At 65.1% G+C, this 20,420-nt stretch carries 15 protein-coding genes and 1 tRNA gene; 5 read left to right on the plus strand and 11 right to left on the minus strand.

Annotated features, from left to right (window positions below):
• Positions 1-63 precede the first annotated feature (63 nt).
• Genes recC through recD form a run of 3 tightly spaced genes read left to right on the plus strand, consistent with a single transcriptional unit; the run spans position 64 to position 9,006 of the window.
• On the plus strand, positions 64-3,501 hold the full coding sequence (gene recC / locus CGS25_RS07875) for an exodeoxyribonuclease V subunit gamma (protein WP_101675143.1): 3,438 nt from the start codon (positions 64-66) through the stop codon (positions 3,499-3,501).
• Positions 3,498-7,112: an exodeoxyribonuclease V subunit beta gene (gene recB / locus CGS25_RS07880; protein WP_101675144.1), complete on the plus strand. Its 3,615-nt coding sequence runs from the start codon at positions 3,498-3,500 to the stop codon at positions 7,110-7,112. Before recC ends, recB begins: the two co-directional genes overlap by 4 nt.
• A complete protein-coding gene (gene recD, locus CGS25_RS07885; protein ID WP_101675145.1) occupies positions 7,102-9,006 on the plus strand; it encodes an exodeoxyribonuclease V subunit alpha in 1,905 nt (634 codons plus the stop codon). Before recB ends, recD begins: the two co-directional genes overlap by 11 nt.
• A gap of 591 nt (positions 9,007-9,597) precedes the next feature.
• On the opposite strand, the gene CGS25_RS07890 is transcribed toward recD, so the two are convergent.
• The 4 genes from CGS25_RS07890 to CGS25_RS07905 form a co-directional block, all read right to left on the minus strand.
• Entirely contained in the window at positions 9,598-10,710 is a 1,113-nt protein-coding gene (locus tag CGS25_RS07890; RefSeq protein WP_101675146.1) for an OmpA family protein, read from the minus strand.
• A 198-nt stretch (positions 10,711-10,908) separates the two neighbouring features.
• Positions 10,909-11,232: a YdbL family protein gene (locus CGS25_RS07895; RefSeq protein WP_089032676.1), complete on the minus strand. Its 324-nt coding sequence runs from the start codon at positions 11,230-11,232 to the stop codon at positions 10,909-10,911.
• 19 nt (positions 11,233-11,251) lie between these two features.
• Positions 11,252-11,431: a YnbE family lipoprotein gene (locus CGS25_RS07900; RefSeq protein ID WP_089032677.1), complete on the minus strand. Its 180-nt coding sequence runs from the start codon at positions 11,429-11,431 to the stop codon at positions 11,252-11,254.
• Positions 11,432-11,475: 44 nt separating this feature from the next.
• Positions 11,476-14,055, minus strand: a complete 2,580-nt coding sequence (locus CGS25_RS07905) for an intermembrane phospholipid transport protein YdbH family protein (protein ID WP_101675147.1) — start codon at positions 14,053-14,055, stop codon at positions 11,476-11,478.
• A gap of 194 nt (positions 14,056-14,249) precedes the next feature.
• On the opposite strand from CGS25_RS07905, the gene CGS25_RS07910 reads away from it, so the two are divergent.
• A tRNA-Pro gene (locus tag CGS25_RS07910) sits at positions 14,250-14,326 on the plus strand.
• A 98-nt stretch (positions 14,327-14,424) separates the two neighbouring features.
• Positions 14,425-14,763: a hypothetical protein gene (locus tag CGS25_RS07915; RefSeq protein WP_101675148.1), complete on the plus strand. Its 339-nt coding sequence runs from the start codon at positions 14,425-14,427 to the stop codon at positions 14,761-14,763.
• Between the two features lie 46 nt (positions 14,764-14,809).
• Here CGS25_RS07915 and CGS25_RS07920 read toward each other — a convergent pair whose 3' ends face one another.
• The 7 genes from CGS25_RS07920 to infC form a co-directional block, all read right to left on the minus strand.
• Positions 14,810-15,166: a MerR family transcriptional regulator gene (locus tag CGS25_RS07920; protein WP_101675149.1), complete on the minus strand. Its 357-nt coding sequence runs from the start codon at positions 15,164-15,166 to the stop codon at positions 14,810-14,812.
• On the minus strand, positions 15,147-15,449 hold the full coding sequence (ihfA, locus tag CGS25_RS07925) for an integration host factor subunit alpha (protein ID WP_089032681.1): 303 nt from the start codon (positions 15,447-15,449) through the stop codon (positions 15,147-15,149). Before ihfA ends, CGS25_RS07920 begins: the two co-directional genes overlap by 20 nt.
• A 26-nt stretch (positions 15,450-15,475) precedes the next feature.
• Positions 15,476-17,857 (minus strand): phenylalanine--tRNA ligase subunit beta, encoded by a 2,382-nt coding sequence (gene pheT / locus CGS25_RS07930; protein ID WP_101675150.1) that lies wholly within the window; start codon positions 17,855-17,857, stop codon positions 15,476-15,478.
• A gap of 63 nt (positions 17,858-17,920) precedes the next feature.
• Positions 17,921-18,940, minus strand: a complete 1,020-nt coding sequence (pheS, locus tag CGS25_RS07935; RefSeq protein WP_101675162.1) for a phenylalanine--tRNA ligase subunit alpha — start codon at positions 18,938-18,940, stop codon at positions 17,921-17,923.
• Positions 18,941-19,104: 164 nt separating this feature from the next.
• Positions 19,105-19,464: a 50S ribosomal protein L20 gene (gene rplT, locus CGS25_RS07940; RefSeq protein WP_089032683.1), complete on the minus strand. Its 360-nt coding sequence runs from the start codon at positions 19,462-19,464 to the stop codon at positions 19,105-19,107.
• Positions 19,465-19,491: 27 nt separating this feature from the next.
• On the minus strand, positions 19,492-19,686 hold the full coding sequence (rpmI, locus tag CGS25_RS07945) for a 50S ribosomal protein L35 (RefSeq protein ID WP_089032684.1): 195 nt from the start codon (positions 19,684-19,686) through the stop codon (positions 19,492-19,494).
• Positions 19,687-19,738: 52 nt separating this feature from the next.
• Entirely contained in the window at positions 19,739-20,341 is a 603-nt protein-coding gene (gene infC, locus CGS25_RS07950; RefSeq protein ID WP_456297906.1) for a translation initiation factor IF-3, read from the minus strand.
• Between the last annotated feature and the right edge of the window lie 79 nt (positions 20,342-20,420).

Below are 20,420 nucleotides of genomic sequence, written 5' to 3' on the forward strand. Positions count from 1 at the left end.
CTTAGGCTTGGCGGGCGGCCCGTCCAGGCCGGAAACGATGGCGCCGCACGGGGAAGGCTAGCAATGCAAAACGGTTTCATGGTGTTGCACAGCAACCGCTTGGAAGCCCTCACCGAGCTGCTGGTGGGCTGGCTCAAACAGCAACCGCTGGCACCACTGGAGCAGGAAACCGTTCTGGTGCAATCCAACGGCATGGCCCAGTGGCTCAAGCTCAAGCTGGCCGAGCCCGATGCGCTGGGGATCAGCGCCGCCTTCAGCTTCCAGATGCCGGCGCGCTTTCTGTGGAGTGTCTACCGAGGCGTGCTTGGCGAAGATCAGGTGCCACGCACCTCGCCGTTCGATAAGTCGCGTTTGCTGTGGCGCCTTTACCGGCTGCTGCCCACCCTGGTGGACCAGGATGCGTTCGAGCCGCTGCGCCACTTTCTGCACGACGACGACGATGGCCGCAAACGCCATCAACTGGCCGAACGGCTCGCCGATCTGTTCGACGCCTATCAGGTCTACCGCGCCGACTGGCTGAGCGATTGGCAAGCAGGGCGCGATCAACTGCGCCGTGCCCCGGACAGCCAACGGGCCAGCGCGCTGCCTGCCGGCCAGGCCTGGCAGGCGCATCTGTGGCGCGCGCTGCTGCGCGATTTGCCCGAGACGCAGCGTCATCTCAGCCGCGCCGCCATTCACGAAGCGTTCCTGGCGTGCCTGCAACAAGGCCCCAGGCCGGCGGCGCTGCCCCGTCGGTTGCTGGTGTTCGGCATCAGTGCCCTGCCCCAGCAAGCGCTGGAAGCGCTGGCCGCGCTCAGCCGCCATTGTCAGGTGTTGTTGCTGGTGCAAAATCCCTGCAAGCATTACTGGGCCGACATCGTCGAGGATCGCCACCTGCTGCGCGCGCAACTGGACGGCCGCCGCCGCCACCTGCTGAATGTGCCACCGGCCAACCCGGTGCACCCGTTGCTGGCCGCCTGGGGCAAACAGGGCCGTGACTTTATCGGCCTGCTTTACGGCCATGACGACCCCGAGCATTACCAGGGCGCGTTCCAGAATCAGATTGATCTGTTTCTCGATCAATCGGCGCCGTTCACCCTGTTGCAGCGCCTGCAACAGGACATTCTGGAACTGGCGCCCACGCCACCGCCGGACCAGCGCCCCAGCGCCCCGGCGGATCGCTCGCTGACCTTCGCCATCGCCCATGGCCCACAGCGGGAAATGGAGGTGCTGCAAGACGCGTTGCTGCAACGCTTCAGCGACGACCCCGGCTTGCGGCCCCGCGATGTCATCGTGATGGTGCCGGACATCGAAACCTATGCGCCGCACATCGACGCCGTGTTCGGGCGCCTGCAACGCAATGATCCGCGCTACTTGCCCTATACCCTCAGCGATCGCAGCGCTGGCGCCACCCTGCCCCTGGCCGGCGCGGTGGAGACGCTGCTGCATTTGCCACAGTGGCGATTCACCGCCGCCGACATTCTCGACCTGCTCGACGTGCCGGCCCTGCGCCAGCGCTTTGGCATCGGCGAAAGCGCTCTGCCGCAACTGAGTCGCTGGATCGAACAGGCCAATATTCGTTGGGGGCTGCACGAGCAACAACGCGCCAGCCTGGATCTGCCCGGCTTTGAGCAAAACAGCTGGGCCTTTGGGTTGCGCCGCATGCTGGCCGGTTATCTGCTCGGCGACGCTCAGGCCTGGCGCGGCGTCGAACCTCTGGACGAGGTCGCCGGCCTGGGCGCTGAACTGGCCGGCCGCCTGGCCCGCCTTCTGGAGCGCCTGGACCACCATTGGCGTACCTTCCGGGAACCGGCGCGCCCGTCACAATGGCGACAACGCTTCGCCACTTTGCTGGATGACCTGTTCGCCCCCGAAAGCGACGACGATCAGGCCCTGGACGCGACATTGCGCGACGCCCTCAATGACTGGCTGGCGGCCTGCCAGCAGGCGGATTTCGAGCAACCCTTGCCGCTCACCGTGGCGCGCCGGCCAGTGCTGGATGCCCTCAACGCGGAAAGCCTGTCGCAGCGTTTCATGGCCGGGCGCATCAATTTCTGCACGCTGATGCCGATGCGCGCCATCCCGTTTCGCCATGTCTGCCTGCTGGGCATGAAAGACGGCGATTACCCGCGCCAGCAACAACCCATGGACTTCGACCTGATGCGCCAGTGGGGCCCGCTCGGCGACGACGGCCGGCGCATCAGCCTGTACCGCCCCGGCGACCGTTCACGGCGCGAAGACGACCGCTATCTGTTCCTGGAAGCGCTGCTGAGCGCCCGCGACAGCCTCTATATCAGCTGGAGTGGCCGCCGCGCCCGCGACAACAGTGAACGCCCGCCCTCGGTGCTGGTGGCGCAACTGCGCGACCACATTGATCAGCGCTGGCGCGCCGACGACGGCGGCGACCTGACCCCGGCACTCACCGTGGAGCACCCGCTGCAACCGTTCAGCAGCCGCTATTTCTATCAAACCGGCCAGTCGGGCGCCGCCGCCCCGCCGGCCACCTACGCGGCGGAGTGGGAAGGGCTGCACCAGGGCGTCGACCTGCCTGCGCGGGCCTCGCCCCTGGCGCCACCGGACGACGACGAGCCGGTAACCGCCACCGCCCTGGGACGCTTTCTGAAACAGCCAGTGGCGCATTTTTTCCGTGAACGGCTCAAAGCCAACCTGGACCTGGAAGCGCGCACCCTGGAAGACACCGAGCCGTTCGCGCTCGCTGGCCTGGAGCAATGGCAGCTGCAGGATCGCCTTCTCGAACAGGCCCGGCGTGCCGGCGACGCCGGCTTCGAAAGCGCACTGGCGGACACCCTCGATCATCTTGCCGGCAGCGGCGAACTGCCCCTGGCGCCGTTCACCGCCGCCAGCCGCGAAGCCCTTGCCCAGCCGCTGCGTCGCCCATTGCGGGATTATTTTCAACGCTTGGCCGGTTGCCCCAACCGCCGCCCCCAGCACGAAGTGATCCTCAACCTGCCGGGCCTGCGCGTGGAAGACTGGCTCACCGATCTGCGCGACGGCGACAGCGGACCGCGCCGGCTGCTGTTGGTGACCGGCCGCTTGAAAGAGCGTTGGAACAAGCTCTGCCCGGCCTGGGTGGTGCACCTGCTGGCCTGCGCCGACGGGCTTGCCCTGAGCAGCGAGCTGATCGCCCAGGATGGCCGCGTCGAGTTGCCGCCGCTGCCCGCCGATCAGGCCCTGGCGCATTTACAGGACCTCGCCGCCGCCTGGCGCGAAGGCCTGTGCCGCCCCCTGCCAGTGGCCTGCGCCACCGCGTTCGCCTGGCTGGGCGGCGAGCAAAAAGAGCGCGCGGAACAGGACGCGCGCGGCGTGTTTGAATCCGGCTTCAGCCACGTCGGCGAGGGCGACAAGGACGCCGCCCTGAAACGGGCCTGGCCGGATTTCGACACCCTGCTGGCGGCCCGCGAGGCCGGCGACCCGCAACCGGCGCTGGCGGTCTGGGCGCATCGGCTGTACGCGCCCCTGTTCCAGCACTGCCAATGGCACGACCCGGGAGACGGCCAATGACCGAGCACGATCGCCCTTTGCCGTTGATCTTTCCTTTGCACGGCACCCGCCTGATCGAGGCCAGTGCCGGCACCGGCAAGACCTTTACCCTGGCCGCCCTGTACTTGCGGCTGGTACTGGGCCACGGCGGCGACAACGCCTTCGCCCGCGCCCTGCTGCCTCCGGAAATTCTGGTGGTGACCTTCACCGAGGCGGCCACCGAGGAGTTGCGCGAACGAATTCGCGACCGGCTCGCCGAAGCGGCCCGGGCGTTCGCCGGCGAGCCCAGCGCCGACGCCATTCTCAACACTCTGCTGAGCGATTATCCCGACGCGGACGACCGGCGCGGCGCGGCGCGGCGCTTGGACGCCGCCGCCCAGTGGATGGACGAAGCCGCCATCTACACCATCCACGGTTTTTGCAACCGCATGCTCAAACAGCACGCCTTCGATTCCGGCAGCCTGTTCAATCTGGAACTCAACGAAGACGCCAGTGAAGAACAATACCGGGCCGCCTGCGACTACTGGCGCACCGTGATCGCACGCTTCCCGGCCGCCGCCGCGCCGGCATTAAAAGGTGCCGGCCTGGACAGCCCCAACGCCCTGCTCGCCGCCGCCCGACCGTTGCTCGGCCACGCCGAGCACGGCGATGCGCTGCCGGAATCGGTGCGTCACTGGCAACACGCCACCGGCCCCCAGCAGGCCGTGGAAGACCAGGCTCGCGCCAGCCTGCAAGCGGAATTGCCCGCCCTGCGCGCCTGGGTGGCGGAGGCACTGGAGCAAAAATGGCTCAGCGGCCAGACCTACAAACCGGCCTCGGTGCCGGCCATGTTCGAGGCCCTGTCCCGCTACGCGGAGGGGTTTCCCGGCACCGCCAGGGACGACCTCAAAGCACTGCACAATTTCTCCGCCGGCGGGCTCAGGCTGAATAAAGCAGGGCTCGCTCACCGCCCCGCGCTGAGCTGCCTGGAAGACCTGCAGCGAGTGCTGGAAAGCCGCGAGGACAACGCCCTGCCGCGCAGCGACCTGCTCAAACACGCGGCCGCCTGGGTCGCCCGGCGGGTGGCCGAGATGCGCCGGCAAAGCGCCACCATGGGCTTTGACGACATGCTCAGCCGGTTGCGCGACGCCCTCGCCGACCCGGCCAACGGGCCGCGCCTGGCGCGGGTGATCCGCGAGCAATTCCCGGTGGCGCTGATCGACGAATTCCAGGACACCGACCCGGTGCAGTACCGCATCTTCTCGGCGCTCTACGAGCACCAGCCGGACACCGGCTGGTTCATGATCGGCGACCCCAAGCAGGCGATTTACGCCTTCCGTGGCGCCGACGTGCACACCTACCTGGCGGCGCGCGAAGCCACCGAAACGCAGCACACCCTGGACCGCAACTTCCGCTCCGCCAGCGCCATGGTGGCGGCGGTGAACGCGCTGTTTGAACACGGCGAGTCGTTGTCCGGCGATGTGTTCCTGATGGAAGGCCGCATCCCGTTCCAACCGGTCAGTGCCCGTGGCCGCGACGACACCCTGTGCATCGACGGCCAGCCGGCCGCCGGCCTGACCCTGTGGGTGGAAGACAACGAGCGCCCCTTGAGCAGCGGTGTCTACCGCGAGCGCCAGGCGCAGCGCGCCGCCGGTGAAATCGCGCGGCTGCTCAATGGCGCCGAAACCGGCAGCGCCGGGTTTCGCCAAGACGGCTCACTGGTGCCGTTGCGCTCCCGGGACATCGCCGTGCTGGTGCGCGATCGTGGCGAAGCGGCGGCCATTCGCACCGCCCTGGCCAGCCGCAACGTGCGCAGCGTTTATCTGTCCGATCAGGACTCCGTGTACGCCACTCCGGAAGCCGCCGACCTGCTGTTGTTGTTGCACGCCTGCGCCGCCCCGGAGGCGGATCTGCGCGTGCGCAGCGCCCTGGCCAGCACGGTGCTGGCCCAGCCCTACGCGGCGCTGGACGCGCTCAACCGCGACGAGCGGCTCTGGGAAGCCATGGTCGACCGTTTCCACGGCTACAAAACGCAATGGCAACGCCAGGGCGTGCTGCCCATGCTGCGCGGCCTGCTGCTGGACTTCCAGGTGCCCGAACGGCTCAGCCGCAGCCTCGATGGCGAACGCTCCCTGACCAATCTGCTGCATCTGGCGGAATTGCTGCAACAGGCCGCCGGCCACCTGGACGGCGAGCAGGCGCTGATCCGGCATCTGCAAGACGCCCTGCAACAGGGCAACCACAGCGGCGACGACACCATCCTGCGGCTGGAAAGCGACGACGACCGGGTCCGGGTGATCACCATTCATAAGTCCAAGGGGTTGGAGTACCCGCTGGTGTTCCTGCCGTTCGTCTGCGGATTCCGGCCCGCCGAACAAAACAAACCGCCATTGCGCTACCACGATGATGGCGCTCTGAAGGTGGACCTGGAACCGGACGCCGCCGCCGCCCTGGCCGCCGATCAGGAACGGCTCGCCGAAGACATGCGCCTGCTCTATGTGGCGCTCACCCGCGCCCAGCACGCCTGCTGGCTGGGCCTCTCGCCCTACGCGCGCGGCAGCGGCAAACACAATCAGTTGGCGCAAAGCGCCATCGGGCGCCTGCTGTTCGGCATCGACGGCGTCGCCAACGACGGCCTCAGCGCCGCCCTGGCGCCGCTGGCCAGCGACGCCATTCGCGTTGCCCCGCCGCCGGCGGACAACGACCATCACTACCGCCCGGTCGATCCGGCGCGCCCCTGGCGCGGCGCGGCGCGCTTCAGTGGCCGCGTCACCGAGCCCTGGTGGATCGCCAGTTACAGTGCCCTGAAACAGGTGGAGGAAGAGCTGGCGCCGGCCGACCCGCGCGGCGATCAACTCGCCGAGAGCGAGCCGCCGGCCGCGCAACCGGACCACCAGAGCGACGCCATTGGCATCCATGCGTTCCCCCGCGGGCCGCTGCCCGGCACCCTGCTCCACGATCTGCTCGAGCAGGCCGGCCGGGACGGCTTCGCCGCCACCCTGGCGCACCCGGCGGAGCTCGACCGGCGCGTCGAGGAAACCCTGGCCGCGCGACACTGGCAGGCGCATCAACCAGTGATTCAAGCGTGGTGGCGCCAGACTTTGACGACCCCCTTCGCCCTCGCCGATGGCCATGTGAGCCTGCAGCAACTCGGCGTCGCGGTGCCCGAAATGGAATTTCTGTTTCCCGCCCGGCACGTGCCGGTGGCGGAACTGGACCGCCTGATCCGCGCACACATCGCGCCAGGGGTGGCCCGCCCCCGGCTCGAAGCGGACACCCTCAACGGTATGCTCAAAGGCTTTATCGACCTGGTGTTCGAACACCAGGGGCGCTACTACGTGCTCGATTACAAATCCAACTGGCTGGGCGTGGACGACGCCGCCTACACCCGGGACACCATGACCGCCGCCATTCTCGAAGCGCGCTACGAAGTGCAGTACGCTCTCTATTTACTGGCCTTGCATCGCCTGTTGCGCAGCCGGCTTGGCGACGAATACCAGCCCGAGCAGCATCTGGGCGGCGCCGTTTATGTGTTTCTGCGCGGTCTGGCCGGAAGCGACGCTGGCGCCGTGTTCGAGCGCCCGCCGCAGGCGCTGATCGAAGCGCTGGACCGTTTATTCGTGCCCGAATCGGAGGCCGGCCATGCAGCCTGATCTGTTCGCCAACGCGGCGTGGCGGGACGCGCTCGCGGCACTTCGGGAGGAGGGTCTGCTGCGCGACCTGGACGTGGCGGTGGCGCACTTTCTTCATCGGCAGGCGCCGGAAACGCCCGCCGCGGTGCTGATCCTGGCGGCGCTCACCAGCGCTCAACTGGCGGCCGGCCATTTGTGTCTGGATCTACAGGAGCCGCATCTGCAACAGCGACTGTGGCCCGCCGGGCGGCCGCTGGCGCTGGCCGGCCTGCTGCCGGAACACACCGACGACTGGCCGCCACTGCTGGAAGCGGGCGCGGTGATCGCGCGGCCCGATCAGGCCGACGCGCCCCTGATCTTCGACGGCCGGCGCCTGTACCTGCGCCGTCACTGGTGTCAGGAAAGCGCCGTCGCGGAGCGCATTCGTGCCCGCCTGAGCCCCTCACTGGAGATGCCGGCGGACCTGCCCGAACGGCTCGCCGCGTTGTTTCCCGAGGCGGCCGGCGACGGCCCGGACTGGCAACAGGTAGCCTGCGCACTGGCCGGCCGGGCCGGGCTGACCCTGATCACCGGTGGCCCGGGCACCGGCAAGACCACCACCGTGGTGCGCCTGCTCGGCCTGCTGCAAGGCATCGCCATCGATGCCGGCCGGCCGCTGCGCATCCGCCTGGCGGCGCCCACCGGCAAGGCCGCCGCCCGGCTCACCGAATCGATTGGCGCCCAGGTGGCGGCGCTGCCGGTGGCCGAACCGGTGCGCGCCGCCATCCCCTCCGCCGTCAGCACTTTGCACCGGCTGCTTGGCACCCGGCCGGACAGCCGCCATTTTCGCCATCACCGGCATAATCCCCTGCACGCGGATCTGGTGGTGGTGGACGAGGCCAGCATGATCGACATGGACATGATGGCCAGCCTTCTCGACGCGCTGGACCCAAACACCCGGCTGATTCTGCTTGGCGACAAGGACCAGCTCGCCAGCGTGGAAGCCGGCGCGGTGATGGGCGATTTGTGCCGCGACGCGGATCGCGGCGGCTACCACGACAGCACCCTGAATTATCTGCACCAGGCCTGCGGCGCGGACCTCGGCGCCTGGGCCGGTGACGGCCCGGCCCTCGCCCAGCAAACCGCCATGCTGCGCACCAACTGGCGTTTCAAGGACACCCCCGGCATCGGCGAATTGGCCAGCGCGGTCAATGGCGGTGATCCGGCGGCAGTCACCCGGGTGCTCAAGCAGTCACTGCCTGGCCTTCACAACCTGAGCCTCAACGGTCACCGCGACAGCCTCGCCGAACGGCTGCTCGACGGCGACGGTGCCCGGCCCGGCCTGCGCGCCCTGTTCACCGAAGTGCTGTCGCCGCCGGACGGCGACCAGCGGGACACCTGGGCGGCGGCGCGCCTCAAGCAACTCACCGGCCAGCAGTTGCTCAGCGGGCTGCGCGGCGGCCCCTATGGCGTCGAGCGGCTTAACCAACAGGTCACCGAGCATCTGCGCCGCCAGGGTCTGGCCGGCGACCACGAATGGTATCCGGGCCGACCAGTGATGATGACCCGCAACGACTACCAACTCGGCTTGATGAACGGCGATGTGGGCCTCACGCTGCCCCACCCGCTCGGCCTGCGCGTCGCCTTCCAGCTGCCCGATGGCCGCGTGCGCTGGGTGCTGCCCAGCCGCCTGGACAGCGCCGAAACGGTGTACGCCATGACCGTGCACAAAGCCCAGGGGTCGGAGTTCGACCACACCCTTCTGGTGCTGCCCGAGCGGCCCCACCCGCTGCTCACCCGGGAGCTGATCTACACCGCCGTCACCCGCGCGCGCAGCGCCTTCACACTGATCCAGTATGGTGGGCCCAGCGTACTCGCCCAGGCGGTGCGCCAACGCACCTGGCGCGCCTCCGGCCTGGCGGAGAAGCTGGCATGAAGCGATAAGCCGCACGCAGGCACGCAGCACGCTTTGCGCTACGCGCAACACGCCTGTACGGAGGGGGTCTCCAGCTTGCGGATAAGCAGGCCTGGCGGGAGCCGCAACGCCGCCCGGCTGCGCCGGTTCGCGATCAGGGATCGCTCCCACAGCGGCGCTGTAGCGAGGCGGAAGCAGCAGGTTCAATTCCCGTGTGGGGAGATTCCATACTTGATTCGTGGCGTTGCCACCCACCCTTCGGGCCGCCTTCGGCGTTACAGCCGCAAGCCCATCGCGGGGTCGCGAACCTCTCATGCGTCGTTGTCGACACCAAACCGCGCCGGCGCGGTCCTGGCGGCACTATGGACCCGTGGCGGTGACGCTGCTCAGTGAGCGGGGCAAGGGCGGGGCCTGGAGGGAGCTGTTTGGCCAGGGATGGCCAAACAAACAGCGGCCATGGATGGCTTGAGCGGTCCCGGAAGGCACCGCCCTTGCCCCGCGTCCTCAATCGAGCGGCTCAACGTCGAGCAAAAAAAGCTTCCCGTTAATCCTCAACGAAACAAAAAAAGCGGCCCGGAGGCCGCTTTCTTATTCAGCGTTGTTCGCCAACGATCACTCGTCCTTGAACTTCGCTTCTTTCTGCTCGGTGTCCACGATGATTTCCGCGCGACGGTTCTTGGAGCGACCTTCAGCGGTATCGTTGGGGGCAACCGGTTTGCCTTCACCGTAACCTTGGGTGGTGACCTTGCTGCTGTCCACTTTGTAGTTCTCGATCAGCGCGTCCTTGACGGACTGGGCGCGCCGCTCGGACAGCCCCTGGTTGTACTGGTCGGTGCCGACGCTGTCGGTGTGACCTTCAATGCGGATCTCACCGTCTTCGCCGTTGTTCAGGCGATCAGCGGCATCGCGGACCTCGTCGTTGAACTGGCCCTGGATGTCCGCTTTGTCGAACTGGAAGTAGATGGTGTTGATGGTTTGCTCGTTGCTGTTTTCGTAGATCTGGCAGCCACGTTCATCCACCACGGCACCGGCCGGGGTGCCCGGGCAGGCATCGCGATCGTCCGGCACGCCGTCGCCATCGCTGTCGGCGGTGACCACTTCCGCCGGCGCGGCGGTACGGGTCTCGGTGACGTCGTCTTCATTGGCGACCGCGAACATCACGTTCAGGCCGGCGTACACCTGGCCGTTCCAGTAGTCCCTGTCGGCGGCAAAGGCCTGGCGGGTACCCAGATCCAGCAGCACGCGATTAAAGAAAGCCCGTTGAATACCCACTTCCACACCGGTCATGAAACTATGCCGTTTGTCGCCCTCGGCCCCCGTGGAACTGTTGGTCAAGTTTTCCAGTTCGAAGTCACCAAGATTGACACCAGCGTAGGGTTCGAAGCCCAGGAAGTTCACGCCGTCCATGTGATAACGCAGGCTGGCGAAAATATTCTTGGCGTCCCAGCGCTCTCCAGAATCGTATTTGCTCTCCAGATCCCCATCGGCTTCGTCATACCAGGCCTGAACCGACCAGTGCGGGCTGAAACGCCAGCCGATCTGGCCACCGTAGAAGGGCTGGTCATCGATACCATCCACGTCGCCGGTCACTTCATTGTCATAGAAAAAATACTGGTTGGCGTTGGCGCCGATGTACCAGTAGGTGTCGGGAACATTTTCCGCGAACGCATGCGAGGCGGCGAGCAGCGGCGTACACAACGCAGCCGTCATTAAGGATTTTTTCATGGCAAGCTCCTTTTACGAGTCGTTTCCGGAATAACGACAAATGTAGAGCTCTATTGAATCCAATGGGATAGAAGAAGGTAAATAATTGAGAAAAACAGCGGGGATTTTACGTGATATAACGTTTCGGCTGTGTTTGGTTACCACCCGGTTACCCGGATCACGGAAATTCGGGTGAACCGGGTATCGCAAAGGCACTGTCTATTTCTTAACCCATTGCCCGGTCGGCGTCTTAACGTACTGGCCGGACGGGGTTTTTTCGATCGCCTTTTGACCCGCCAGAGTGGATACCTGCTCCAGCGTAATGCCGTTTTGTTTGGCGATCCTCTGGTACGCGTCACGGCGCTTTTGATTGATGTCCGAGCTCAGCTCCACCGCTTCCGGGGTCGCCTTGACTACACCGAGATAGCCGTCCGGCTGTTCACCGACCAGCCCCTGGCCCTTGGCGCTGTCCAGATCCAGGGCGAAAACCTGGCCACTCAAAAGCAGGGCCAGGGCAATAAACGTGCAACGGATGATTTTCATACACCGGCTCCTCGTGCCCTTAGAACAGTTCGCTGTCTTCCGTGAATAACTGATCGATGTCCTTTTCCACCTTGAGGCGGATTTCATGATCGATCTTCACATTCAGATTGATGGTGATCGGGTCTTTGGGGGCTTGCAACGCCACCGTTGGCGTACACGCCGCCAGCGGCACCAGCAGCATCAGCCACGCTGTTCTCATACCTGTCTCTCCAGATTGCCAGGTTGCAGGTCAGTGAGGGCCGATCAGCGGGCCATCACCTGATCGGTAATGGTGTCACCAATGCGCAGACTGCGCAGCAGCTCCAGCACATTTTCCTTGTGGGTGTAATTAAACACCACCGGCAGGCGGTTTTGTTGCGGGTTGATGCCCTTGATGGTCACCGCGGCGTCCAACCAGCCATCGTCGCTCATGTTCAGCTTCGCCTGGAAGGTGTCGATGCGCAGAGGATTGAGCGAATCCAACGCCAGCGCCACCGCCTGATTGGACGCCGCCATTGCCTGTACGCCACTTGAATCGAGAATCGCCAGATTCAGCTCGCTCTCGTTGGCCAGCCGGCCTTCCCTTACCGCCAGCGACCGCCGGCCCAAGCGCAACGGCAGGTAACCGCCGACCCGTCCGGCCAGCGTCACCGCCTGCTCGCTTTGCAACGCCGCCAATTTCGCCAGATCAATGCCGGTCAGCACCACTGGCTGCCAATCCGGAGACGGCCATACCAAGCGCGGCGCGCGCAGCTCACCGCCCAACAGTTGCGCACCGATGTGATCGAAACGCCAGGTTTCCAGGTCGGTGTCCAACCCCATTTGAATCGCGGTGATCGGTGTGCCCACATCGACACTGCCCAGGGTAATCGGCTGCCGGCTGCGCACCCGGGCCTTTTCACCGTCCCAGGTCAGATCCAGATCCGCATCAAGGTGGTCGGCCGGGATGCCGCCAAACTCCAGCCTCGCGTCGCTCACGCGCAGGCGGGCGCTGGCGCTCAACGTCTTGTTCCAGCGCCAGTCGCCACCCAGGCCGACCTGCCCCGAGCGCGTGGTGAGATCCAGGCCACGGCTGATCGCCGGCAGCAGCGGCGTATCGCCGTTGAAGGTTCCTTGTAAGGGGCCGCCGCCCAGGCCGCGCCCCTTGAGTGACAGCGTCGACCCCCACTCCGGCACCCGCAGGGACGCCAGGAACGTATCGCCGCGAAATTGCGCGCCGCCGCTCACCGGCGGCAACACCCAGCGCGCGGCGACCAGGCCGGCGGCCTCGAAAACCAGATCGCCACGCACCCCATCGGCGCTGAGGGTCAGCGGCGAGCGGGCGGTGAGGGTCAGCGGGCGCAACAACCGGTTGGCCTGCACCGCCTCGGCGATGCTGAGCCGGGCACCGGCCAGCAGGCTTAAACGTTGTTGCCAGCGCCAATCAGCATTAAAAGTGCTTTTGCCGCCCTGGCTGAACGCTGGCGGCGTACCGCCGTTGCCACGCAGTGCGCCGCCCCAGCCGTCGCCCAGGCGCGCGGCGCTGGCGGTGGCGCTGAACGGCCATTGCCGATAATGCCCATTAAGGTGCGCGGTTAACGGCCAGTCCGGTGCCCGCAGGGTGTCCACCGGCACGCGCGCGTTAATGTCCAGATCGGCATCGCGCAGGCGCAGCGTCACGGGCTCGCCATTCACGCCCACCGGGCTGATGTCCCCGCGCCAACCGCCGCTGACCCGATAGCCCTGCCAGTGGCCCTGCACGGTCAACGCGCCCCGCCACTGCACATCGTTGGGCCGCCAGTGCACCCGGCTCTCGGTGCTGGCCAGCGTGATCTGCTGATAGCTCAGTGTCAGCGGCACTTGCGTGTCGCCTTCGCTGGCCAACGGCACCGTCACCGGTTCACGCAAGCGCACGCGCACCGTCTCCGGCAAGCTCAGATCAAACGGTGCCACCGTCAAACGGCTCTCCGACCAGCCGAACTTCACTTGGCCGTTCAATCCCTCGCTGAGCCGCAACGCGCCCTGCCCGTTACCCAAGCGCGCGGCGTTGCTGGTCAGTGTCAATTCGGCGCTCCCCTGGGGGCCGGTGGCATTGATGCGCGCCTGCGCCTGCTCGACCAGGCCTGCCTCGCCACGCGCATGAATGTCCTTGCTCGGTTGTAAAACCCAGCCCTGCGACAGCGCCACCGGCTCATCCACCGCCGCTCGCAACCGCCAGCGCGCGCCCCGCCATTCGCCATCGGCGGACAGATTTCCACGCGGGCCGCCGTCAACAGCGCCGAGCCCCACTCCCCGCAGAGCCACCTTGCCGTGGTTATCCTGGCCCGGGTTCCAGACACCATCGCTGTGCACTGTCAGTGTGCCGGTCAGCGCGGTATTGAGGTGGCCGCCCTGGATCTCGCCATTCAATTGCCAGATACCATTATTGGCGTTGTAGTCCGCCTGCGCATGGGAGTCGCGGAATTCGGCACTGGCATGCCACTGCCCCTCGCGCTGGCGCGCACGCACCGTCACCGGTGGGTAGGAATAAAGCTGTAAGGCCCACACCGTCGCTTCAAACGGCGGCAGCCAGGGCAGCCCCTCGAACGGCTCCTCGCTGTCCGGCACCGGGCAATCGCCGATGCCCAGGGTGTCCACCTCCACCACCAGCGGCCAGGCACTTTTCACCCGAACGCCGTGGGCCTGCACCGGCCGGCAGCCGTCGCGCTCCTGCCACAGCGAGGCCAACACCGGACCCTGACGCCAACCCGGGCCCTGCCAATGCCAACCCAGCAGACGCACACCAACGAGCGCGGCGGCGATCAGCAGCAGCACAACAGCAGGAATAAACCAGAGTAGATGTTTCTTTGCGTATCGCTTCGCCATGCGTCTCCTGACCCGCTTCCCTTCGATACAAACAAAGGAGAAAGCATGGCTGGGATGCAGGCTAAAAAACAAGCCCGACGACGACCGCGTGAACAGCGCTGCTTTCCGGGTTCCATCACCCGCGCTAATCCGCTATGATTGCCGCCGCTTTGCCGCTAACGGCCTGTACGGGTTGGCGACACAAGCGGACAATTCGGGGCGTAGCGCAGCCTGGTAGCGCACTTGCATGGGGTGCAAGGGGTCGAAGGTTCGAATCCTTCCGTCCCGACCAAATTGACGTGAGAGGGTCAGTCGCTGAGAAGCACTGGCCCTTTTTCGTTTTTGGCAGATCGTCGACATCGACTAAAACGGCTAACAGAGGTCTTCGTTATGCAACGCCACCGCCAAGTCGCTCTTCGGTTGTTCACCGTGCCCACCGTGATCCTGCTAGCGTCGATCGCGATCTCGTTCGTCATCAAGCCTATCAGCGATCATTTGAAAGCCGGCGGTGCCGAGCAGTTCGGCGCGACGCTGCTCTCCAACGGCGTCCTGGCGATGCTGGCCGGCTACGCCCTGGGTTGTGTCTGGCTGACCATTAATATGTGGCGATTCCTGAGCTGGTCTCGGCGCGACCCGCCGGGTGATTGCCCGGATTGCGGAGGTGATTTGAAACCTCGCCACAACGGCCAACGTCGTTGCCCGATGTGTGGACACCGCGAAAGCGCCTGAAACCCTGAATATTGATCGCTCAGCGTATGAGCAAAGGCTGCGCCGGTCAGGCGCGCAGAACCGTGAGCACTTCTTCCAGCTCGACAATCATCTGCCGCACCATCTGATGATAGCGGGTGGATTGCTCGGCGTTGGCGTCGCCGGAAAGCTGCTGGCGGGCGCCGCCAATGGTGAACCCCTGCTCATAGAGCAGGCCGCGAATCTGACGGATGGTGAGCACGTCCTGGCGCTGATAGTAACGGCGGTTGCCGCGGCGCTTGACCGGCTTGAGTTGCGGGAACTCCTGCTCCCAGTAACGCAGCACATGGGGTTTGACGTCGCACAGCTCGCTGACTTCACCAATGGTGAAATAGCGCTTGCCCGGGATCGGCGGAAGTTCGTCGTTATGACTGGGTTCGAGCATAGTCTTCCACCCTTTGTTTGAGTTTTTGCCCGGGGCGGAAGGTCACCACGCGACGCGCGGAGATCGGTATTTCTTCCCCGGTTTTCGGGTTACGACCGGGGCGCTCGCTCTTGTCTCGGAGGTCGAAATTACCAAAACCGGAAAGCTTCACCGGCCGATTGTTTTCCAGCGAGTCACGGATCTGTTCAAAGAACATTTCCACCAGTTCCTTGGCTTCCCGCTTGTTGAGGCCCAGCTCTTCAAACAGCCGGTCCGCCATGTCTGCTTTGGTCAGCGCGCCCATCGAAATGCCTCGACTACGCCCCCGAATCAATCCCTGAGGGTAGCGTTAAACTGTTGTTTTAACTGAGATACTACGGTGTCCACCAGGTCATTGACCTGGGCGTCCCTAAGAGTGCGCGAAGGATCCTGGAAGGTCAAGGTCAGCCCCAGGCTTTTGCGCCCGGCTTCAATGTGCTCGCCCTGATACAGGTCAAACACCTCGACCTGGCGCAACCGTTCGTCACAGACGCCATGCACCGCCGCGATCAGATCGCCAACGGCGACATCGGTGTCGACCACGAACGCCAGATCGCGACGCACCCGTGGTTGATCGGAGACCGTCTCAAAGCGCGGCAGGCGACCCTCGCGCAGCGGCGCCAGCGCCAGTTCGAACAGGAAGATCTCAGCGGGCAGGTCGAGCTGCGCGGCCAGGCGCGGGTGCAGCCGGCCGAGGTGACCCACCACTTGTTCGCCACGGCGCAGTTCGGCGCATTGGCCCGGGTGCAATGCCGGGTGGCTGCCCGGGTGAAACGAAAACGCCGCCGGGTCGGACAACGTCAGCAGCGCTTCCACGTTTCCTTTCAGGTCGTAGAAATCGGTGCCACGGCGCTGTCGGCCCTGCTCCCAGTGCGCCGGCAAGGCACTGCCGTAGAGAAGACCGGCCACCATCGGTTCCTGCCTGAGGCCGTCGCGCTCGGGCACGAACCGCAGGCCGGTTTCAAACAGGCGCAGCCGATCGCTCTGCCGGTTAAGATTGCGCTCCGCCGCGTTCAACAGACCGGCCATCAGGGTGGTGCGCATCACGCCGAGGTCGGCGGAAATCGGATTGAGCAGGGCCAGCGGTTGATGCAGCGGGTCCACTTTGGCGAGCAATTCAGGGGCGACGAAACTGTAGGTGATCGCCTCCAGATAACCGAGATCACGCAGCGCGTCGCCGACCCGCCGCAGCGGCACGGTCGCCTCGGGCTGGGCGTTGTCCGCCGGGCTGCCGGCGGGCACCCGGCTGGGAATGCGGTCGTAGCCGTACACGCGCGCCAGCTCTTCGATCAGGTCTTCCTGAATCGCCATGTCAAAACGCCAGCTCGGCGCGGTCACCGACCACTGGCCAGGGGCATGGGTTTTCAACGTCATACCCAGGCGGCCAAGGATGTCTTCAATGGTGTCGTTGTCCAGGGGCGCGCCCAACAGCTGGGTGACACGCTGCGCGCTCAGCTCGATCACCGCCGGCTGCGGCAGGCTCGCTGGGTCGAGTTGCTCGGTGACCGGCCCGGGGCGCCCACCGGCGATCTCCAGGATCAGCGCGGTGGCCCGTTCCATCGCCTGCCATTGCAACGCCGGGTCCACGCCGCGCTCGAAGCGATGGGACGCGTCGGTGTGCAAGCCGTGGGCGCGGGCGCGGCCCACCACCGCCAGCGGGCTGAAAAAGGCGCATTCCAGAAACAGATGGCGGGTCTGCGCGCCGACCGCCGAGGGGCGCCCACCCATGATGCCCGCCAGGGCCACCGGGCCATTGTGATCGGCGATCACCAGAGTGTCGTCACCCAACGCCAGGGTCTGATCGTCCAGGCTGAGCAGGGTCTCGCCGCTGTTCGCCTGGCGCACGATCACGGCACCGGCGAGGCGCTCCAGGTCAAAGGCGTGCAACGGCTGGCCCAATTCCAGCAGCACGTAATTGGTCACATCCACGATCGGATCGATGCTGCGCAGCCCGGCGCGGCGCAGGCGCTCCACCATCCACATCGGGGTGGCGGCGGTCACGTCCACGTCGCGAATCACCCGGCCCAGATAACGGGGACAGCCGGCGGTGTCTTCCACGGTGATCGGAAAGGTGTCGTCGATCACCGCCGCCACCGGCGCGATTTCCGGCTCGTTGAGGGCGACGCGGTTGAGCACGCCCACTTCCCGGGCAACACCACGCACGCTCAGGCAATCGGCGCGGTTGGGGGTCAGATCCACCTCGATGATGGTGTCGTTCAGTTGCAAATATTCACGGATATCCGCGCCCAGCGGGGCATCCTCGGGCAATTCCAGAAGGCCGTCGATGACGTCTTCCAGACCCAATTCCGAGGCGCCGCACAGCATGCCTTCCGAGGGCTCGCCGCGCAGTTTCGCTTTCTTGATCTTGAGATCACCGGGCAATTGCGCGCCCACTTTCGCCAGCGGCACCACCAGCCCCTCGCGGGCGTTCGGCGCGCCGCACACCACCGGGTACACCTGGCTGCCGTCGTCGACTTCGCACAGGCGCAGTTTGTCCGCGTCCGGATGCGGCCGGCAGCTGTTGATGCGCGCCACCACCACGCCGCTGAACGGCGGCACCGCCGGCTCCACGGCATCCACTTCCAGGCCGGCCATGGTGATCTGCCGAACCAGGGTGTCGGTGTCGATTTCGGGGTTGGCCCACTGCCGCAACCAGGCTTCGTTGAAACGCATTCTTGGTGATCCTCGGGGTCCGTCTCTTGCTTGTTGTCGTGGTACGTGCGCGATGCGCCGGCGTCAGGCGAACTGCGCCAGAAAGCGGGCGTCGTTCTCGAAGAACAGGCGCAGGTCGTTGACGCCGTAGCGCAACATGGTCAACCGCTCAACGCCCATGCCGAACGCAAAACCGCTGTAGCGGGTGGAATCCACGCCGCCGTGCTCAAGCACCTTGGGGTGCACCATGCCGCAGCCCATGATCTCCAGCCAGCCGCTTTGCGAGCACACCCGGCAACCCTGGCCGCCACAGCTCACGCAGCCCACATCCACCTCGGCGCTGGGCTCGGTGAACGGGAAGTAGCTGGGCCGGAAACGCACCGGCAGGTCGTCCACTTCAAACACATACTTGAGAAATTCCGCCACCGTGCCCTTGAGGTCGGCGAAGGTAATGTTCTCGTCCACCAGCAGGCCTTCGAGCTGGTGAAACATGGGCGTGTGAGTGATGTCCGAATCACAACGGTAAACACGGCCCGGCGCGATGATACGAAACGGCGGCTTGCCGTTTTCCATCACCCGGATCTGCACCGGCGAGGTGTGCGTGCGCAGCAGCCGGCCATCACCAAAGTAGAAGGTATCGTGCATCGCCCGCGCCGGGTGATGGGCGGGAATATTGAGCGCTTCGAAGTTATGAAAATCGTCTTCGACTTCCGGACCTTCGGCGATATCGAAACCCAGCCGCAGGAAGAAATCCTCCATGCGGCGGCGCATCCGCGTCACCGGATGCAAAGCACCAGGGTGCTCGCCCCGACCGGGCAAGGTCACATCCAGCGACTCCGCCGCCAGCTTCTCGCCCAGCGCGGCTTCCTGCAACGCATCGCGGCGCGCTTCCAAAGCCGTCTGCACCCGCTGCTTGGCCTCGTTGATCAACGCACCGGCTTGCGGGCGCTCGTCCGCGCTCAGCCCACCCAGGCTCTTCAACAGCGCACTGATCTCGCCCTTCTTACCCAGGTAGCGCACCCGCACATCGTCCAGCGCACGCGCATCGCCAGCCCCAGCCACCTCAACCAACGCCGCCGACACCAGGCTTTCCAGGTTCTCCATCATAAGACTCACCCGCTCTTGTTCTCTTCGTCTCTTTCCCCAGCGGGGAAATACGCCGGAAGCCCCGATCGGCCCCTTTCGGGGCTTCCCAAACAAAAAAGGGGAAGAGCGCGAGCTCTTCCCCTTTTTCGGAGTACTGTCGTGTAGGCTAACCGACAGTCAGCTCAGGCGGCGAGACTCGCTTTGGCTTTTTCGGCCAAAGCACCAAACGCCACCTGATCGCGAACCGCCAGGTCCGCCAGCACTTTACGATCAATTTCCACCGACGCCTTTTTCAGGCCATCGATCATGCGGCTGTAGGACAGGCCGTTGTTGCGGGCCGCGGCGTTGATGCGCACGATCCACAGACGACGGAACTGACGCTTGCGCACTTTACGGTCACGGTAGGCATACTGGCCGGCTTTGATCACCGCCTGTACGGCTACGCGGAAAACGCGGCTGCGCGCTCCGTAGTAACCTTTTGCTTGCTTGAGGATTTTCTTGTGCCGGCGACGCGCCTGCACACCACGCTTAACTCGAGCCATTGTTCAGACCTCCAAAAAACCGCTGATTCAGCTGTAGGGCATCATGCGTTTGACCAGCGCCACATCACTTTCGTGGACGGCGGTCTTGGGACGCAGATGGCGAATCGTCTTGGCGCTTTTCTTCGTCAAGATGTGGTTTTTGAATGCCTGCTTACGCTTGAAACCGGAGGCGGTTTTTTTAAAACGCTTTGCAGCCCCGCGGTTCGTCTTGATCTTTGGCATGATACCTGTCTCAAGTTCGTGTGAATAAAAACAAAAGCAACCGGCGATCCGGTTACTTTTTCTTCTTGCCCGGGCTGAGCACCATGATCATCTGGCGCCCTTCCATGTTCGGGTACTGTTCGACGGAGCCGTACTCCGCCAGATCCGCTTCGACCCGTGACAGCAGTTCGCGACCCAGCTCCTGGTGAGCCATCTCACGACCTCTGAAGCGCACGGTCACTTTCGCTTTGTCGCCGGCTTCCAGGAAACGCTTGAGGTTACGCAGTTTCACCTCATAGTCGCCGGAATCGGTGCCGGGACGGAATTTCATCTCTTTCACCTGGGTCTGGCGTGTCTTCTTGCGCGATTCCCGGGCTTTTTGCTTCTGTTCGAACAGATGCTTGCCGTAATCCATGATCCGGCAGACGGGCGGTTCCGCACCAGGGGAGATTTCCACCAGATCCAGCTGCTTGGCGACGGCCTTTTCCAATGCCTCGTCACGAGGCACGATGCCGATCTGTTCGCCGTCCACGTCGATCAACCGGACTTCGGTTGCCTGGATTTGCTGATTGATGTTGGCACGCTGGTCGCGGCCTTTGCCTCCACGCTTAATGTCGTGAACCTCCAAGTAATGAATCTTATCGGGGCAAATTTCCCGGGCCAGCTGCCCGCTCACACGGGATTCGGCCACGTTCGGTGAAATTTCGCCCCAGCCATCTTTCGAACTAGCCGGGCATTGTAGGTCACGCCATGGG

The sequence above is a fragment of the Alloalcanivorax mobilis genome (assembly GCF_002864685.1).
GTDB lineage: Bacteria > Pseudomonadota > Gammaproteobacteria > Pseudomonadales > Alcanivoracaceae > Alloalcanivorax > Alloalcanivorax mobilis.

Excerpts from the sequence above, each read along its gene's own strand:
- recC (WP_101675143.1), top strand. The coding sequence starts at position 64 with ATGCAAAACGGTTTCATGGTGTTGCACAGCAACCGCTTGGAAGCCCTC.
- recB (WP_101675144.1), top strand. The coding sequence starts at position 3,498 with ATGACCGAGCACGATCGCCCTTTGCCGTTGATCTTTCCTTTGCACGGC.
- recD (WP_101675145.1), top strand. The coding sequence starts at position 7,102 with ATGCAGCCTGATCTGTTCGCCAACGCGGCGTGGCGGGACGCGCTCGCG.
- CGS25_RS07890 (WP_101675146.1), bottom strand. The coding sequence starts at position 10,710 with ATGAAAAAATCCTTAATGACGGCTGCGTTGTGTACGCCGCTGCTCGCC.
- CGS25_RS07895 (WP_089032676.1), bottom strand. The coding sequence starts at position 11,232 with ATGAAAATCATCCGTTGCACGTTTATTGCCCTGGCCCTGCTTTTGAGT.
- CGS25_RS07900 (WP_089032677.1), bottom strand. The coding sequence starts at position 11,431 with ATGAGAACAGCGTGGCTGATGCTGCTGGTGCCGCTGGCGGCGTGTACG.
- CGS25_RS07905 (WP_101675147.1), bottom strand. The coding sequence starts at position 14,055 with ATGGCGAAGCGATACGCAAAGAAACATCTACTCTGGTTTATTCCTGCT.
- CGS25_RS07915 (WP_101675148.1), top strand. The coding sequence starts at position 14,425 with ATGCAACGCCACCGCCAAGTCGCTCTTCGGTTGTTCACCGTGCCCACC.
- CGS25_RS07920 (WP_101675149.1), bottom strand. The coding sequence starts at position 15,166 with ATGCTCGAACCCAGTCATAACGACGAACTTCCGCCGATCCCGGGCAAG.
- ihfA (WP_089032681.1), bottom strand. The coding sequence starts at position 15,449 with ATGGGCGCGCTGACCAAAGCAGACATGGCGGACCGGCTGTTTGAAGAG.
- pheT (WP_101675150.1), bottom strand. The coding sequence starts at position 17,857 with ATGCGTTTCAACGAAGCCTGGTTGCGGCAGTGGGCCAACCCCGAAATC.
- pheS (WP_101675162.1), bottom strand. The coding sequence starts at position 18,940 with ATGGAGAACCTGGAAAGCCTGGTGTCGGCGGCGTTGGTTGAGGTGGCT.
- rplT (WP_089032683.1), bottom strand. The coding sequence starts at position 19,464 with ATGGCTCGAGTTAAGCGTGGTGTGCAGGCGCGTCGCCGGCACAAGAAA.
- rpmI (WP_089032684.1), bottom strand. The coding sequence starts at position 19,686 with ATGCCAAAGATCAAGACGAACCGCGGGGCTGCAAAGCGTTTTAAAAAA.